Origin of the sequence: Gottfriedia sp. NPDC056225 (assembly GCF_042267765.1) — a bacterium.
GTDB lineage: Bacteria > Bacillota > Bacilli > Bacillales > Bacillaceae_G > Gottfriedia.
Genome location: NZ_JBHJTJ010000005.1, coordinates 18,190 through 34,840 on the forward strand (window position 1 = coordinate 18,190; position 16,651 = coordinate 34,840).

The window sequence follows — 16,651 nt, forward strand, 5'->3', positions numbered from 1 at the left end:
AAAGTATGGACGAACTTCATAAAATTGACAGTCTACATTCATCGTTGTATCTTTAGTTATATCATGTATTTAACGTATATTTAAGCTAGGGGGAACTATAATGCTTAGAACAGGTCAGCTAGAATCGATTGCATTCTTTGAGCACTCTCTTTTTAATGCAAAAACTTGTTCAAAACGCTTTATTTGTAAAGTGGAAAAAATAATGAATATTCATCCCCTAAGCGTTTACCATTTTTATCATGAATTGGGTTTTACTGAACGCTTTTATTGGTCAAACCAAGAAAACTCGTTAATTCTCACAGGAATTGGTACTTTAGTTCCTTTTCATCATAGTACAGAAGAACAGTATTCTGCAATAGAAAAAGAATGGAAACGCTTTGGAGAGCAAGTGTATATCGAGCAAGAACATTGCTTTGGTACAGGACCTATAGCTCTTGGGGGTTTCTCTTTTTTTGATAATTATAAAGATGATCAAGATTGGAAGAATTTTGGAACCTCTCATTTCTATATACCTAAATTAATGGTGACGGTTACAAAAGAAGGAACATTTATTACTTCTAATTATGAAATAAATGAACAAACTTCCGTAGAGGATTTATTGCTTCAATATAAAGAATATGATGACTTTTTAGAAAACTTTGGAATGAAGCAACCGAGTTTTACGCAATCGGAATGCATAAATAAGGATGAATATGAACCAAATGAATGGATTCAAAGTGTAAAAGAAGCTATACAACAAATGAAAAACGAAAAGTTAGAAAAGGTTGTATTAAATCGCACTTTAGATGCTATATTTTCGGCAGAAGTAAATTCAACAAAAGTAATATATGAACTAGAAGCAACAAGAAATGTTAATTATATTATTTCTTATCAAATAAAAGATACTGTATTTATTAGCGCTACTCCTGAACGATTGATTTCTAAAAAAAATAATACAGTTTCTTCAATGTGCCTTGCAGGTTCAGCTGCTAAAGGAAAAACTAAGGAAGAAAATATAGAGGCTTCTAATTGGCTATTAAATAGTAAAAAAAATAATGGAGAACATGCTTTTGTTGTAAACTATATCCGAGAAATTCTTAAAAAATATTGTAACGAATTATTAATTCCGTCGACACCAAGAATTATGGCGACTAAAAGCTTATTGCATTTATTTACGCCAGTTGAAGGGAAATTGTATAACCACGTTACTTTATTCGAATTAATTCAAGCATTACATCCTACACCAGCACTTGGTGGTTTTCCTAAGGAAGAAGCGTGCAAATTAATTCGTGAACTTGAACCTGTCGATCGTGGTTGGTATGGTGCTCCAATTGGATGGATTGATTTAAATGGAAATGGTGATTTTGCTGTAGGCATACGTAGTGCCTTAATTAAGGGAGAAAAAGCAAAATTATATGCCGGTTGTGGTGTTGTACAAGATTCAAAACCAGAGGAAGAATTTTTTGAAACTGGTGTAAAGTTTCTGCCAATGCTGAACGCATTAGGAGGGTTACGAAATGAAAGATAATGAAGCATTAACAAAATATATAGGTGCACTTGTAGATGAATTAAGCGCACTAAATATTCAAAACGTTGTAATTAGCCCTGGGTCGCGTTCTACTCCAATCTCGATGCTTGTAAATGAGCATCCAAAACTTAAGTCTTATATTGCAGTGGATGAAAGAGGAGCAGGTTTTTTTGCTTTAGGAATTGCCAAAAGTACTAAACAGCCAACAGTTTTAATTTGTACATCTGGAACAGCGGCTTCTAATTACTTACCAGCAATATCTGAAGCGAGAGAATCTAGAATTCCTTTGTTCGTATTAACAGCTGATCGACCACATGAGCTGCGAGATATTGGTGCACCGCAGGCTATGAATCAAATTGGCTTATATGGTTCTTTTGTAAAAAAATTCATGGAACTGGCATTACCAGAGGCTTCTGAGGCAATGTACCAATATGCCCGCTCAAGTATTAATCGACTTTACCGTTCTTGTGTGACTGCTCCAATGGGGCCAGTACATATGAATGTGCCTCTACGAGAACCATTAGTTCCAAATTTTGCAATTGATGATTTATTTTCGGCAGGAAAACGTAAAAATTCTGCTCATACGATACTTACTAAAACTCTTGCGACAATTTCAAAGGAAACTAGAAGTGAAATTACCGAGCTTTTTCAATCAAAAAGAAAAGGCTTATTAGTTTGTGGACCATATGTTGAAGGCGATGCTTTAAAAAGGATTATTGCTTTAGGCAGTTTATTAGACTACCCAGTTCTTTGTGATCCACTTTCAAATGGTAGAACAAATAATAATGAGGATTCAAATGTAATCGATACATACGATACGTTCCTTCGTTTTGAAGATATTGCTAATTCGCTTGAGTCTGAAATAATTGTTCGATTTGGCTCGATGCCTGTTTCTAAGACATTTACTCAATATACACAAAGGCAACAAGATTGTGAGTTGATCGTAATTGATGAAGGTGATCTATGGAGAGATCCAACATTAAAAGCTACACAAATGATTTCATGTGATGATCTTGAATTTTGTAATGCAATTTTCGAATCATATGAGAAGACGACTGATTTTCAAACTGATTGGTTGAATGAATGGAAATCTATTAATGAAAAAACGAAAAACGGACTTCAGCAAGCTGAACAGTTTGATGAACTTTTTGAGGGGAAAATTGTTCAAGTTTTAGCAAAGTCTTTAGAGGAAGAAAGTACTTTATTTGTATCAAACAGTATGCCAATTCGTGATGTAGATACATTTTTACTTTCGCAATCTAAAAAGTTTAAAATTGCTTGTAATCGAGGCGTAAATGGTATTGATGGAACAATTGCGACCGCATTAGGAATGGCAGCAGCTGGAGACAATGTGACATTATTGATTGGAGATTTATCTTTCTACCATGATTTAAATAGTCTAGTACTTTCTAAGTTACATCATTTGCCTTTACGAGTTATTCTCGTTAATAATGATGGAGGCGGCATCTTCTCATTTTTACCTCAATCAAAAGAGGAAAAGCATTTCGAAGCATTGTTTGGCACTCCATTAGGATTAGATTTTGAACATGCTACAGCACTTTTCGGTGGAATTCATACAAAAATTAATAATTGGTTCGATTTTGAAGATGTGTTGTCTAGAAAGAATGATGGTTTACAAGTTATCGAAATCCGAACAAATCGTCAAGAAAACTATGATCTACATCAAAAAGTTTGGAGCATTGTAAAATCTAAATACGAAAAGTAAAGTTAGGTGTTCCTGCTCATGGAAATTAAGATTAATGAAGTTACCTATTCATACACTGAATCTGGTCAAGGGCAAACAATTCTCTTATTGCACGGTTTCACTGGTTCAAAGGAAACATGGGGAAATTTAATAAAAGAGCTAGAACTAAATTTTCATGTAATAGCAATTGATTTATTAGGGCATGGTGAGACTGGTGCTCCAATTGATGACGAACGTTATAAAATGGAGTATGCTGCTAAAGATCTATCTGACTTTTTAATACAAAAGCAAATTGATTCTGTGCATTTATTAGGCTATTCAATGGGAGGTAGACTAGCCCTCTATTTTGCTTTGGCCTACCCAGCTAAAATTAGCTCACTTATTTTAGAAAGTTGTACAGCGGGTCTTAATACCGAGCGTGAAAGATTAGCTCGAATCGAACAAGATACTAAATTATCCGCGATGATCTTGAATGATGGAATTGAAACATTTGTTAATTATTGGGAAAACGTTCCGTTATTTTCTACACAAAAGAATCTACCTACTTCATCACAAGAAGAGATTAAAAAAGGTAGATTAAATCAGTCTCCTATTGGACTAAGTAATAGTCTAATAGGGATGGGGACGGGCATCCAGCCTTCTTTATGGGATGATTTAAATCAATTTCACAAAACAACATTATTAGTTTGTGGTGAATATGATGAAAAGTTTTGCCTAATAATGGGGAAAATGAACGAGAAGCTAAAAAATAGCGAAATTATAAAAATTCCACACGCTGGCCATGCAATTCATGTGGAACAATTGAAAAAATTTGCTACAATAGTAAGTGGGTTTTTATTGGAAAAAGAAAAGGAGAAAATTTCATGACTATTGAATGGGTACAAGAAAGAAAGTATGAAGAAATTTTATATTCTACATATAATGGAATCGCTAAAATTTCAATCAATCGTCCACACGTACATAACGCATTTACACCATTAACAGTATCAGAATTGATTGATGCTTTTGCTTATGCAAGAGATGACCAAAAAATTGGTGTTATTATTTTAACAGGTGAAGGTGGAAAAGCATTCTGTTCTGGAGGAGACCAAAGTGTTCGCGGACACGGTGGTTATGTTGGACATGACCACATTCCTCGCCTTAATGTATTAGATTTACAACGCTTAATTCGTGTTATTCCAAAGCCTGTAATTGCGATGGTAGCTGGATACGCAATTGGTGGAGGACATGTTCTTCATGTAGTTTGTGACTTAACAATCGCTGCAGATAACGCTAAATTTGGACAAACTGGTCCAAAAGTAGGTAGCTTTGACGCTGGTTACGGCTCAGGCTATTTAGCTCGTATTGTAGGTCATAAAAAAGCTCGTGAAATTTGGTACTTATGCCGTCAATATGATGCTCAAGAAGCATCAGATATGGGCTTAGTAAACAAAGTAGTACCTTTAGAAGAATTAGAAACTGAAACAGTTAAATGGGCTGAAGAAATGCTTGAAAAGAGTCCAACTGCACTTCGTTTCTTAAAAGCAGCAATGAATGCAGATACAGATGGTTTAGCTGGAATTCAACAGCTAGCTGGAGATGCAACACTTCTTTACTACACAACTGATGAAGCAAAAGAAGGCCGCGATGCATTTAAAGAAAAACGTACACCTGATTTCGATAAATTCCCACGTTTTCCTTGATTTGAAAGAAGAGATAAAAGCTTGATGAGAAATCATCAAGCTTTTTTGAATTAATTTTCATTACAGTAAGGAAGTGTATTTAATGAGTCAAATTCCGAATTTTTTGCTTGAAAGAGTCAGATTAACTCCTGATCGAGTAGCCGTTGCAACCGATGTAGAGGAAATTACGTTTAAGGAATTACATAACCGGGTTTTAAATCTAGCATATAAATTTCACCAATTAGGTATAAAAGACGAGTCCCATGTGTCTGTTTTAATGAATAATTCCGTTGAGTTTATACAAGTTGTATATGCCCTTCATTATATTGGAGCTACATCAATTTTACTGAATATAAGATTAAGTGATGATGAAATAAGATACCAATTAGAAAATAGTGATTCTGAATTTTTAATCGTAACAAATTCAAATGCAATCAAGGTACCTGAAAATATTAAATTGTTAAATATAGATGAGTTGGAACATGTCGAAATGAAGGATTTTACGATCCAATATAATTTTGATGAGGATAAAATCGCTACAATGATGTACACATCCGGAACAACAGGCTTCCCAAAAGCAGTTTTACAAACTTATCGTAACCACTTTAACAGTGCCGTTGCTTCAGTCTTAAATTTAGGATTAGAGCAGCAGGATGTATGGCTAGTTTGTTTACCAATGTTCCATGTAGGTGGCTTATCAACTGTATACAAAAGTGCGATTTATGGAATGAAAATTGTCATAACAAATAAAGCTGATGCACAAACAATTAAAGACTGTGTCATAAAGCATAATGTAACCATTCTATCTGTCGTTACAAAAGTTTTAAATGACCTCTTAACACTTGTTGAAGGAACAATTGATTTAAAAAGTGTAAGAGCAGCTTTACTTGGAGGAGGTCCGGCACCACTTCCACTGTTACAAAAGGCAAGTTCTTTAAATGTACCAGTTTATCAAACATATGGAATGACTGAAACATGTTCACAGATAGCAACTCTTTCTCCTGAATACATGCTTTCTAAACTTGGTTCTGCTGGTAAAGCTTTATTCGGTTGTACACTTGAAATAAAAGAAGATGGTCGAACTTGCTTACCTGGAGAAATAGGAGAAATTGTCGTCAAGGGACCGAATGTAAGTAAAGGATATTATAAGCTTGATCGGGATTTGAATGCATCAGATTACCTTTACACTGGTGATTTAGGTTATGTAGATGAAGATGGATTTTTATTCGTAGTTGATCGTCGAAGTGACTTAATTATTTCTGGGGGAGAGAATATATATCCTGCAGAAATCGAATCAGTATTATTATCGCACCCAGACATTATTGAAGCTGGTGTAACGGGCAAAGAAGACCCAGCTTGGGGAAAGGTACCTGTTGGATTTGTGATCAGTAAATCCTCTAATCCTCCATCCCAAGAAGAACTAATCGAGTATTGTCGAGATAAAATAGCGGGATATAAAATTCCAAAAGAAATAATTTTTGTAGAAAACTTACCAAGAAATGCAACAAACAAGCTAGTAAGAAGAGAGCTACTAAAGCTTTTATAAGGGGAATTAATGATGTTAATTCAACAAATTGAATTATTTTTAATTGAACAGCCTTTAAAGATACCATTTAAAACAAGCTATGGTACATATGAAAAACGTGAAAGTATTATTGTTAAAATTATCGATGAAAATGGATTAAGTGGTTATGGAGAAGTTGTTGCTTTTTCTGAACCGTGGTATACGGAAGAAACGATTTATTCCGCACTTCATGTTTTACAAGATTTCTTAATTCCAAAATTAGTAAATAAGCAATTTAATCATCCTAATGAAGTAGCATCGCAGTTAAATCAATTTAAAGGGAATCAAATGGCTAAAGCAGGGCTTGAAGGTGCGTATTGGGATTTGTATAGTAAACAAAATTCAATTTCGTTAGCGCAAGCTTTAGGGGGCAATAAAGCTGAGATACCAGTTGGGGTCGTTATTAGTATAGACGAGCCAGGAAAAATGACAAAACAAATTGGTGACTATTTAGCAGAAGGATATAAACGATTTAAAATAAAGGTTTCGAGGGAAAATGATTACGAAATTGTATCTACTATCCGAAATAGTTATCCGACAATTCCTCTAATGATTGATGCTAATTCGGATTATTCGATAGACGACATCCCTCAGCTAAGAAAATTAGATCAATTTAATCTAATAATGATTGAGCAGCCTTTCGGTGAGCGCCAATTTATTGAACATGCTATTCTTCAAAAGGAAATTTCGACCCCTGTTTGTTTAGATGAAAGTATTTGTTCCATTGAGGATGTTCAAATTGCCCACGAACTAAAAGCATGTAAAATCATTACTGTAAAGCCTGGCAGAGTCGGAGGATTAACCAACTCAATCGAAATTCATCGTTATTGCGTTGAAAAGAATATTCCAATTTGGGTTGGAGGTATGATTGAAACAGGAATCTCTAGAATTCAAAACGTTGCATTAGCCTCTCTTCCAGGCTTTACGATCCCTGGAGATATATCGGCCTCATCTAGACATTGGGAGCACGATATTATTTATCCAGAGGTAGCATTAATAAAAGGGAAAGTTAGAGTTCCAGATGGGCCTGGTATAGGAGTAGAAGTGGATGAAGCAAGAGTCAGAAGTCTTTCTAAAAAGATTTATAGACATGCTTAAAAAAATAGACAAAAAAAATACGATCAAATTAAACTTGTCATTCATTTCAAGTTTCTTTGACCGTATCTTTTTTTATTTCATTATTTTTCTTCTTAGGTACTGGATCAAATCCACCTGGATGAAACGGATGGCACTTAAGTATTCTTTTAGTCGTTAAATAAGAGCCTTTTAGCGCACCATGAGTTTGTAGTGCCTCTAATCCGTAATGAGAGCATGTAGGATAAAATCTACATGAAGGTGGAGTGGCAGGTGATATCCATTTTTGATAAAATCGAATGATTCCAATTAATATTTTATTCATATACAAACCTTACGTCTGCTAGAATTATTTTTCATCATGGTTATTATTCATTTTTACGTCTTCTAGCTTATCGACTTTATGCTGTACTCCATAGCCTTTATTTACAGTAAGTACGAATGCACCAAACACAACAACGATAATAATTCCACTAACAACAAATACTCCAGTCATACGCTAATCCTCCTAAATAGTTATACTACTATGATATAGTATACTGTCCAATATGCAAGGCATTCAAATATTTTCATAAAGATTAAGGAATATTATTTCAATAATGATGAAACATTTTAATAGACATAGTACAATGGATAAACAAGTATGAATGTAGGAAGGTTAAAATGTACATATTTAAAGATTTTTACCATAATACAGTTGAATTATCATTTGAGAAGCATCCATTTTCACTCAATCCAAAGCATGTTTGGGTTATTTGTAAGTACAATGACCAATGGTTACTAACAGACCACCAAAGAAGAGGATACGAATTTCCAGGTGGAAAAGTAGAAGAAGGCGAAACGCCAGAAGAAGCTGCTAAACGCGAAGTTTTAGAAGAAACCGGTGGAAATGTATCTAAAATTAATTACCTAGGGCAGTATCGTGTTACAGGTAAGGACAAAATCATTATAAAAAATATTTACTTTGCCGAAATAAGTGAACTTTTAACACAAAAGCATTATTTTGAAACAAACGGGCCTGTCCTATTAGATGAATTTCCACCAAACATAAAAAGAGATCGACGATTTAGTTTTATCATGCGTGACGAAGTATTTTCACAAAGTTTAAGTTATTTAAATAATAAAAAAGGCTCACTTTTATAAGTGAGCCTTTTTACATTTTTTTAGTTTGAAAATAAATCATGTGCAGGGAAAAAAAAGAAAGTTGAGACTGGAAACAAATCAGGGGAAGTGCAAATAAAAAAGGAGAAACTGCAATTAAATCAGGAAAAGTGCAAATAAAAAAGATGAAACTGCAATTAAATTAGCAAAACTGCAAATAAAGGCAATAAATTAGAACAAAGTGTAGCCTGTGAATCAAAAAAAAGAAAAAATATCATTAAAATAGTTCGAGAAAGAACAAAATCATGTAAAAAAACATAATAAACACGTAAATGCTTCTCTCAATTAATGCTCAAATCATGTATATCAACAAAGTTTACTGTTATATCAACAAAAATCACTACTATATCAACAAAGTTCACTTAGTGTTCGTACTTTCCAAACATGCTAAAAAAAGCTCACAGCTTTAGTGAGCTTTTCACTTATTTTTTTAATGTTTTTCTCTCTATATATTCAACAATAATATACATTACACCAGCGCAAACGCTGATGATTAATACACTCATTAAGACGAGCGTGAAGTTAAATACTTGGAAGCCATATACGATTAAATAGCCGAGTCCGCTTTTAGAAACTAAGAACTCTCCGACAATCACTCCTACCCAAGCTAAGCCGACATTTACTTTTAATGTTGAAATGACGGTAGGTATACTAGCAGGAAAGATGACATTTTTAAAGATTTGAGTTTTTGTTGCTCCAAAACTTTTAATTACTTTTACGTAATTTTCGTCTACTTGTAAAAAGGCTTGATAAATAACTAGTGCTGTAATGACAAAACTTATAATAATCCCCATGGCAATTATTGAAGAATATGAAGGGCCAAAAATTACGATAATGATTGGGCCAAGCGCAACTTTTGGCATTGCATTAAAGACTACTAAAAACGGGTCTAGTACTTTTGAAGTAAATGGATACCACCAAAGTATGATGGCAAGAACTAAGCCAAGAATTGTGCCTAATATAAAGCCAACTAGCGTTTCAGTAATCGTAGTCATAGCATCATGATAAATCGAGCCATCCGCAATTTTAGAGATGAATAAATCGTAAATTTTAGTTGGTGCACTAAATAATAATGGATCAATTATTCTTCGGTGGCTTAAGAGCTCCCATGCTATGAAAAATATAATAATAATTAATATTTGGATAAAAAATACTAAAAGTTTTTTGCGGCGATTTTTTTTTGCTATTTTGTCATGATATGATTTTAGCTCATCATATACTTTATCCACGTTTCTCCAACTCCTTCCAAATAGAAGAAACGTAAGAAGAAAAAAGTGATTGGTGTCTTACTTCAAAAGGGGAGTGCGTACGTAATTCCTCTGGTAAATGAAAAACTTTTGATATTTTTGTAGGAGCATTAGTTAGCGTAATGACCCGATCACACATTGCTACAGCTTCTTCGATATCGTGAGTTACTAATATAGCGGTTGTATTTAACTTTTTAAATAAGTTGAAAACTAATTCTTCTAGTTTTACTTTATTTTGATAATCTAAAGCTGAAAATGGTTCATCCAATAATACAATTGATGGGCTTGTAGAGAGAGTTCTTACTAATGCAACTCGTTGTCTCATTCCACCAGAAAGTTCTCTTGGGTATGCATTTTCGTAATCTTTTAATCCAACTTCATTTAACAATTCTAAAGTTCGATTCTTATTTTCTTCTGTGTCCTTATCTAGAATTTGAAGACCTAGAAATATATTTTCCTTAATTGTTTTCCAAGGGAACAAATAATCGTGCTGAAGCATGTAACCAATTTCCCCTGATTTTATATTATATGGTTTGCCTTTGAACTTTACTGAACCCTCATATGGTACAAGCAAAGAAGAAATAATAGACAAAAGTGTGCTTTTTCCACACCCACTTGGACCTAGTACTGAAACAAATTCACCCTTTTCAACATTAAACGTTAATCCATCCAATATTTTAATTGCTTTTTGCTTTGATAAAAATACATGAGAAATATCATCAATTGTAAGATAGCTCATTTTAATGACCTTCTACTTCTCCGTAGATTTTTCAGCGAATTTTGTATCAACTAATACTGAGTGTGGAACCTCTTTTGGCAATACGCCAGAGTGTTTCATGATATTTTGAAGATTATTCCACTCATCTTCTTCTAATATTGGATTTGTTGAATAAGAGTTTTGAGACTTATAACGATCAATAACTTTTATTGAAATATCTAAAGGTGTATCTTTAAAGAATGGTGCAACACTTTTTGCGATTTCTTCAGCGGAATGAGAATCAACCCATTGCTCGGCTTCATAAATAGCATCAGTAAATTGTTGAGCTGTTTTAGCATTCTTTTTCAAATAACTATCTTTTGCTATAAAAGCTGTATATGGTACTTTTCCTGATTCTAAACCGAATGAAGCGACGATTTTACCTCTTCCTTCTTTTTCCATAATACTTGCTGTAGGCTCAAATAATTGTACATACTGTCCAGTCCCAGATGCATATGCATTCGCGATATTAGCGAAGTCGATGTTTTGGATAAGATTCAAATCTTTATGTGGATCAATCCCATGTTTACTTAGGACATATTCGCCAACCATTTGTGGCATGCCACCTTTTCTTTGCCCTAAAAACGTTGTGCCTTTTAGTTGATCCCAATTGAATGTACCAGTTTGATTTCTCGCTACTAAAAAAGTTCCATCCGTTTGAGTAAGTTGTGCAAAGCTTTTAACTGGATCATTTGCTCCTTGAGCGTATACATAGATTGTTGTTTCAGGACCAACTAATCCAATATCTGCACCGTTTGATAGCACAGCAGTCATTGTTTTATCTCCACCAGCAGTAGTCGTTAATTCAACATCCAATCCATGCTTTTTAAAAATCCCTTCACTTATGGCCACATATTCAGGTGCGTAGAATAATGAACGAGTCACCTCTGCAACTCTTACTTTTGTATTGCCATCTTTTGGTTTATCTTTTGAGCAAGCACCTAAAATAGAAGCAACTAATAAAAATAAAATAACGAACCATTTGATTTTCATTTAATCCCTCCTAATCGAAAATATACAATTAGCCTATGCATTAGGAGAAAATGGGTGAATGCGGAGTTCTGAATGCGTGCAGTTCGATTGAAGAACAGCAGAAAATAATCGATTTTTGTGCTAAGAAAAAACCTCTCAAAATTCCTTTTTTAGGAAATTAGAGAGGTTTTTATTTATTGCTCTTCGAAAAATATTTTCGAGTGTCTTCACGTATTTCGTTAGGTAAAACAGTTGCTAATTCTTTGTTTAACCACGAAAGTGTTTTACTACGTAAATATTCATGCATTTTTTCTTCTGCAGAGAGCATGACTAAATTAATCGTGCAGGTAGCACTTGGAGTACAACCTTTTTCTCTATATAGATAACCATTATCTTTAATGTTTTTACATTGAAATATGGGTTTAGAACCTTCAACTGCTTCAATTACATCCCAAAAGGAAATTTCTTCTGGAGATTTAGCTAGTTTAAAACCACCTTTAACTCCTGGAACTGAACTTACAATACCAGCTTTAGATAATTTACTAAAAATCTTTGAGAGATATGTATCTGAAACACCTTGAAAGAAGGAAAGTTCCTTTATTCCAATTGGAGAATCTTCAGGAGTATCAATTAAATAAACTAGGCAGTGAAGTGCATACTCAACTCCAACGCTATACTGCATCAAAACACCTTCTTCATAAAAGAGATTATGTTAATTAATCTTAGAAATGTTTTATTTCTTTGTCAAACATTTACTTTTAGAGCAAATAAATGAGTTTGACAGAATAAAAAAAACGATATATTATGGACTATATCAATCGGCGATTAAGTTAGTCGTCGATTGTTCGATTCAATTATACATCTAAACATTTATTTTTAGAATTAACTTTTTTAGGGGGAAATAAAATGGAACAACAAATTAATTATTATAAGTTAGCACCTGAAGCAATTAAAATAATGATGGAAATGGAAAAGTATACTAAATCAACGGGTATAGACCATAAACTTCGTGAACTTATTAAAATTCGTGCTTCACAAATTAATGGTTGTGCATTTTGCATTGACATGCATACCTCTGAAGCAAGAGAAATAGGAGAAACGGAACAACGTATATATTGTCTTACTACATGGAAAGAGTGTGCTTTTTATACAGAAGCAGAAAAAGCAGCGTTAGAGTTAACAGAGCATATCACATTGATCCCGAATAAAGGTGTGCCAGGAGAACTCTATAATCGTGTTAGTAAACACTTCAGCGAAAAGGAATATGTAAATCTTGTCTTTATAATCAATCAAATTAACAGCTGGAATAGAATCTCTATATCAATGGGGAATACACCAACTGAAAGATAATTATGTCTTTTATAAAAAAAGCATCCAGATAAACAGTTTGGATGCTTTTGCACTTTAGGATTTATAATATGGCATTAAATTAATAGCGAAATTTAATTTTTTATCACTGATTAAAAAAGGGCTATCCAAAAGTCATTAAATCTGACTTTAGGACAGCCCTTACATTTTTATTTATTAAATTATTTTAAAGGTCCACCAAGCTCAGCTAATTGAGCGTCAAAGCCTTCAAACTTTTTGAAGTTTTCTTGGAATTTTTTTACTAATTCAAGAGCTTTTTGATCATATGCTGATTTATCTTCCCAAGTTGTTGATGGAACTAATACGCTATCAGGTACACCAGGTACATGAGTTGGAATTGCTAATCCGAAAAACTCATCTTGTGTAGTTTCAATGTTGTTTAAATCTCCTTCAAGTGCAGCGTGAACCATTGCTCTTGTGTAAGAAAGATTCATACGTTTACCAACGCCATATTCTCCACCAGTCCAACCAGTGTTTACTAAGAATACATTTACATTATGTTTTTCAATTTTTTCACCAAGCATTTTTGCATATTCTACAGCTGGAAGCGGTAAGAATGGTGATCCGAAACATGTTGAGAATGTTACTTGTGGAGATGTAACACCACGCTCAGTACCTGCTAATTTACTAGTAAATCCACTTAAGAAGTGGTACATTGCTTGCTCTTTTGTTAATTTGCTGATTGGAGGTAATACTCCAAATGCATCAGCAGTTAAAAAGATAATTGCATGTGGATGTCCAGCAACGCTTGGCTCAATGATATTTTGAATTGCTTGCATTGGGTATGCAGCACGAGTATTTTCTGTTAAAGTTGTATCATCATAGTCAGCTAAACGGCTATCAGATTTAACAACTACATTTTCTAAAACAGTTCCAAATTTAATTGCAGAGAAAATTTGTGGCTCTTTTTCAAAAGTTAAGTTGATACATTTAGCGTAGCAACCGCCTTCAATATTGAATACACCATTATCTGACCAGCCATGCTCGTCATCACCGATTAATTTACGGTCTGCATCAGCAGATAATGTAGTTTTACCAGTTCCAGAAAGACCAAAGAATAATGCTACATCGCCTTCGCTACCAACGTTGGCAGAACAGTGCATTGGTAAAACATTATTTTGTGGTAATAGGAAATTCATGATAGAGAAAATAGATTTTTTCATTTCTCCAGCGTATTCAGTACCACCAATTAAGATTATTTTCTTTTCAAATGATACAATAACAAATGCCTCTGAATTTGTTCCATCTACTACTGGGTCTGCTTTAAATGTCGGAGCAGAAACAATTGTAAACTCAGCTTCATGAGTTAGAAGTTCTTGCTCAGTTGGGCGAATAAATAATTGATGAGCAAATAGGTTGTGCCATGCAAATTCGTTAATTACTTGGATAGGTAAACGGTACTCAGTATCTGCGCCAGCAAATCCTTTGAATAAGAATAGTTCGTTACGATCTTTTAAGTAGTTAAGTACTTTGCTATATAATTTTTCGAATACGTCAGCAGAGATTGGTTGGTTTACTGAACCCCAATCGATTAAATTTTCAACAGATGCCTCTTTAACAATAAATTTATCCTTAGGTGAACGTCCAGTATATTTGCCTGTTGAAACGCTAACTGCTCCTGTTGACGTTAAAATTCCTTCTTGTCTTGTTAGGACTTTTTCAACTAACTCAGAAACGCTAAGTTGGTTATACATTTGATTACTAGTAAGTAATTCGTTTAATTCAAAGTTTACATCAACTGTCTTCATATACTAATACCATCCTTTAAATATATTTGTCTGCCATGTAGGTATCTCGATAAATAGTATAACACATTTATTTTAATAGTGTATACTATTAGTTAGTAAAATGTGTTATGAATTTCATTAAAAAATAAATTTGAGTAAAATGATTTAATTAATAGGTGTAATTTCGTCAAAAGAATATGATAAATAGTAATTTCCATTTAAATAGAAATTAAAAGTTATTGTAGAATTATGTTAAAAGTAATGATGAAAGTTGTTGACAAGAAAGTGAAATTTTAATATGATACTTTTCATACGGATACTCTCTTATCCCGAGTAGGTGGAGGGATACAGGCCCTACGAAGCCCAGCAACCTCACTTTTAGTGAAAGGTGCTGAACCTGATGCAAGACTTTTTTTTATGTCTTGAACGATAAGAGCGAAAGGCAAATAACCAAGAACCCTTTCCTCAGGTAATATTTGATAAGAGGAAGGCTTTTTTTTTGCTCAAAACTTAAATACAGTGGCAATTTCGTAATTTACACTGAGTTATCTTTATCTTAAATGGGAAACATAGGAATAGGAACAAACTTTTTATTCTTATGTTGAGAAAAAAGAGATCCGTCAATTCAATTTAGGAGGGGACTCAATGTCACAACGTCGTTTATTTACTTCAGAATCAGTTACAGAAGGACATCCAGATAAAATCTGTGACCAAATCTCAGATTCAATTCTTGATGCAATTTTAGCAAATGATCCGAATGCTCGTGTAGCAGCGGAAACATCAGTTACAACAGGTCTAGTACTTGTTGCAGGTGAAATCACAACTTCTACTTATGTAGATATTCCAAAAATCGTTCGTGAAACAATCCGTGAAATCGGTTATGATCGTGCAAAATACGGATTTGATGCAGATACATGTGCAGTTTTAACTTCTATTGATGAGCAATCAGCAGATATCGCTTTAGGTGTAGACCAAGCGTTAGAAGCACGTGAAGGTAGCATGTCAGATGAAGAAATCGAAGCAATCGGAGCAGGTGACCAAGGTTTAATGTTCGGTTTTGCTGTAAATGAAACACCTGAATTAATGCCACTTCCAATTTCATTATCACACAAAATTGCTCGCCGTTTAACGGAAGTTAGAAAAAATGAAACAGTTTCTTACTTACGTCCAGACGGTAAAACTCAAGTAACTGTTGAGTATGATGAAAACAACAAACCAGTTCGTATTGATGCAATCGTTGTATCAACACAACATGGTCCAGAAGCTACTCAAGCTCAAATCGAAAATGATATTAAAGAACTTGTAATTAAACCAGTTGTACCAGCTGAGTTAATTGATGAAAATACAAAATTCTTTATCAACCCAACAGGTCGTTTCGTAATTGGTGGACCTCAAGGTGATGCAGGTTTAACAGGTCGTAAAATTATCGTTGATACTTACGGTGGATATGCTCGTCACGGTGGTGGCGCATTCTCTGGTAAAGATGCAACTAAAGTTGACCGTTCTGCTGCTTACGCTGCACGTTACGTTGCGAAAAACATCGTAGCTGCTGGCTTAGCTGATAAAGCTGAAGTTCAATTAGCATATGCAATTGGTGTAGCTAAACCAGTTTCAATCGCTATTGATACTTTTGGTACAGGTAAAGTTTCAGAAGAAAAATTAGTTGAAGTAATTCGCAACAACTTCGACCTACGTCCAGCTGGAATTATCAAAATGCTTGACTTACGTCGTCCGATTTACAAACAAACTGCTGCTTATGGTCACTTCGGCCGTACAGATATCGATCTTCCTTGGGAGCGTACTGACAAAGCAGAAGCTTTAAAAACTGAAGCAGGTCTATAATAATAAGATTAAGGCTGAATACGGCATTTGCTGTATTCAGTCTTTTTTTGTTTATACAGAGTTACA

Annotated in this window: 16 protein-coding genes and 1 riboswitch; of the genes, 9 read left to right on the forward strand and 7 right to left on the reverse strand. The window is 34.1% G+C overall.

All coding sequences use genetic code 11. The features are described 5' to 3' along the window. The first annotated feature begins 100 nt into the window (after positions 1 to 100). From ACFCYN_RS05535 to menC, 6 genes are all read left to right on the forward strand, one after another. Positions 101 to 1,507, forward strand: coding sequence for an isochorismate synthase (locus ACFCYN_RS05535; RefSeq protein WP_375948045.1), 1,407 nt, complete (start codon positions 101 to 103; stop codon positions 1,505 to 1,507). Beyond that, entirely contained in the window at positions 1,497 to 3,233 is a 1,737-nt protein-coding gene (menD, locus tag ACFCYN_RS05540) for a 2-succinyl-5-enolpyruvyl-6-hydroxy-3-cyclohexene-1-carboxylic-acid synthase (RefSeq protein WP_375948047.1), read from the forward strand. Before ACFCYN_RS05535 ends, menD begins: the two co-directional genes overlap by 11 nt. A gap of 18 nt (positions 3,234 to 3,251) precedes the next feature. Further along, the gene (gene menH, locus ACFCYN_RS05545; RefSeq protein ID WP_375948049.1) at positions 3,252 to 4,079 is read left to right on the forward strand and encodes a 2-succinyl-6-hydroxy-2,4-cyclohexadiene-1-carboxylate synthase; all 828 of its coding nucleotides are present in this window, start codon (positions 3,252 to 3,254) and stop codon (positions 4,077 to 4,079) included. Continuing rightward, positions 4,076 to 4,894 (forward strand): 1,4-dihydroxy-2-naphthoyl-CoA synthase, encoded by an 819-nt coding sequence (gene menB, locus ACFCYN_RS05550; RefSeq protein WP_172447113.1) that lies wholly within the window; start codon positions 4,076 to 4,078, stop codon positions 4,892 to 4,894. Before menH ends, menB begins: the two co-directional genes overlap by 4 nt. A gap of 82 nt (positions 4,895 to 4,976) precedes the next feature. Continuing rightward, complete coding sequence (locus ACFCYN_RS05555; protein WP_375948054.1) at positions 4,977 to 6,419, forward strand: o-succinylbenzoate--CoA ligase; 1,443 nt, start codon at positions 4,977 to 4,979, stop codon at positions 6,417 to 6,419. A 12-nt stretch (positions 6,420 to 6,431) separates the two neighbouring features. Beyond that, entirely contained in the window at positions 6,432 to 7,535 is a 1,104-nt protein-coding gene (gene menC / locus ACFCYN_RS05560; RefSeq protein WP_375948055.1) for an o-succinylbenzoate synthase, read from the forward strand. 46 nt (positions 7,536 to 7,581) lie between these two features. On the opposite strand, the gene yidD is transcribed toward menC, so the two are convergent. Further along, on the reverse strand, positions 7,582 to 7,836 hold the full coding sequence (yidD, locus tag ACFCYN_RS05565; RefSeq protein ID WP_375948057.1) for a membrane protein insertion efficiency factor YidD: 255 nt from the start codon (positions 7,834 to 7,836) through the stop codon (positions 7,582 to 7,584). A gap of 24 nt (positions 7,837 to 7,860) precedes the next feature. Then, positions 7,861 to 8,007, reverse strand: coding sequence for a YtzI protein (gene ytzI, locus ACFCYN_RS05570; RefSeq protein WP_098119575.1), 147 nt, complete (start codon positions 8,005 to 8,007; stop codon positions 7,861 to 7,863). Between the two features lie 167 nt (positions 8,008 to 8,174). Here ytzI and ytkD point away from each other — a divergent pair, with 167 nt between their 5' ends. Further along, positions 8,175 to 8,654: an RNA deprotection pyrophosphohydrolase gene (gene ytkD, locus ACFCYN_RS05575; protein WP_172447117.1), complete on the forward strand. Its 480-nt coding sequence runs from the start codon at positions 8,175 to 8,177 to the stop codon at positions 8,652 to 8,654. A gap of 440 nt (positions 8,655 to 9,094) precedes the next feature. On the opposite strand, the gene ACFCYN_RS05580 is transcribed toward ytkD, so the two are convergent. The 4 genes from ACFCYN_RS05580 to ACFCYN_RS05595 form a co-directional block, all read right to left on the reverse strand. After that, positions 9,095 to 9,901: an ABC transporter permease gene (locus tag ACFCYN_RS05580; protein WP_172447118.1), complete on the reverse strand. Its 807-nt coding sequence runs from the start codon at positions 9,899 to 9,901 to the stop codon at positions 9,095 to 9,097. Continuing rightward, complete coding sequence (locus ACFCYN_RS05585; RefSeq protein WP_375948060.1) at positions 9,894 to 10,658, reverse strand: ABC transporter ATP-binding protein; 765 nt, start codon at positions 10,656 to 10,658, stop codon at positions 9,894 to 9,896. The genes ACFCYN_RS05580 and ACFCYN_RS05585 overlap by 8 nt, the downstream gene beginning before the upstream one ends. Before the next feature lie 12 nt (positions 10,659 to 10,670). Then, the gene (locus tag ACFCYN_RS05590; RefSeq protein WP_375948215.1) at positions 10,671 to 11,663 is read right to left on the reverse strand and encodes an ABC transporter substrate-binding protein; all 993 of its coding nucleotides are present in this window, start codon (positions 11,661 to 11,663) and stop codon (positions 10,671 to 10,673) included. Between the two features lie 175 nt (positions 11,664 to 11,838). Then, positions 11,839 to 12,330 carry an RrF2 family transcriptional regulator gene (locus ACFCYN_RS05595; protein ID WP_375948062.1) on the reverse strand — a complete coding sequence of 164 codons (492 nt, stop codon included), beginning with the start codon at positions 12,328 to 12,330 and terminating at the stop codon, positions 11,839 to 11,841. Between the two features lie 224 nt (positions 12,331 to 12,554). Between ACFCYN_RS05595 and ACFCYN_RS05600 the strand changes: the two genes are divergently transcribed. Beyond that, complete coding sequence (locus tag ACFCYN_RS05600) at positions 12,555 to 12,998, forward strand: carboxymuconolactone decarboxylase family protein (protein WP_375948064.1); 444 nt, start codon at positions 12,555 to 12,557, stop codon at positions 12,996 to 12,998. A 179-nt stretch (positions 12,999 to 13,177) separates the two neighbouring features. On the opposite strand, the gene pckA is transcribed toward ACFCYN_RS05600, so the two are convergent. After that, positions 13,178 to 14,764, reverse strand: a complete 1,587-nt coding sequence (gene pckA / locus ACFCYN_RS05605; protein WP_172447123.1) for a phosphoenolpyruvate carboxykinase (ATP) — start codon at positions 14,762 to 14,764, stop codon at positions 13,178 to 13,180. 300 nt (positions 14,765 to 15,064) lie between these two features. Then, a riboswitch (SAM riboswitch) is annotated at positions 15,065 to 15,179 on the forward strand. A 209-nt stretch (positions 15,180 to 15,388) separates the two neighbouring features. Here pckA and metK point away from each other — a divergent pair. Beyond that, complete coding sequence (metK, locus tag ACFCYN_RS05610) at positions 15,389 to 16,585, forward strand: methionine adenosyltransferase (RefSeq protein WP_172447124.1); 1,197 nt, start codon at positions 15,389 to 15,391, stop codon at positions 16,583 to 16,585. Positions 16,586 to 16,651 lie beyond the last annotated feature (66 nt).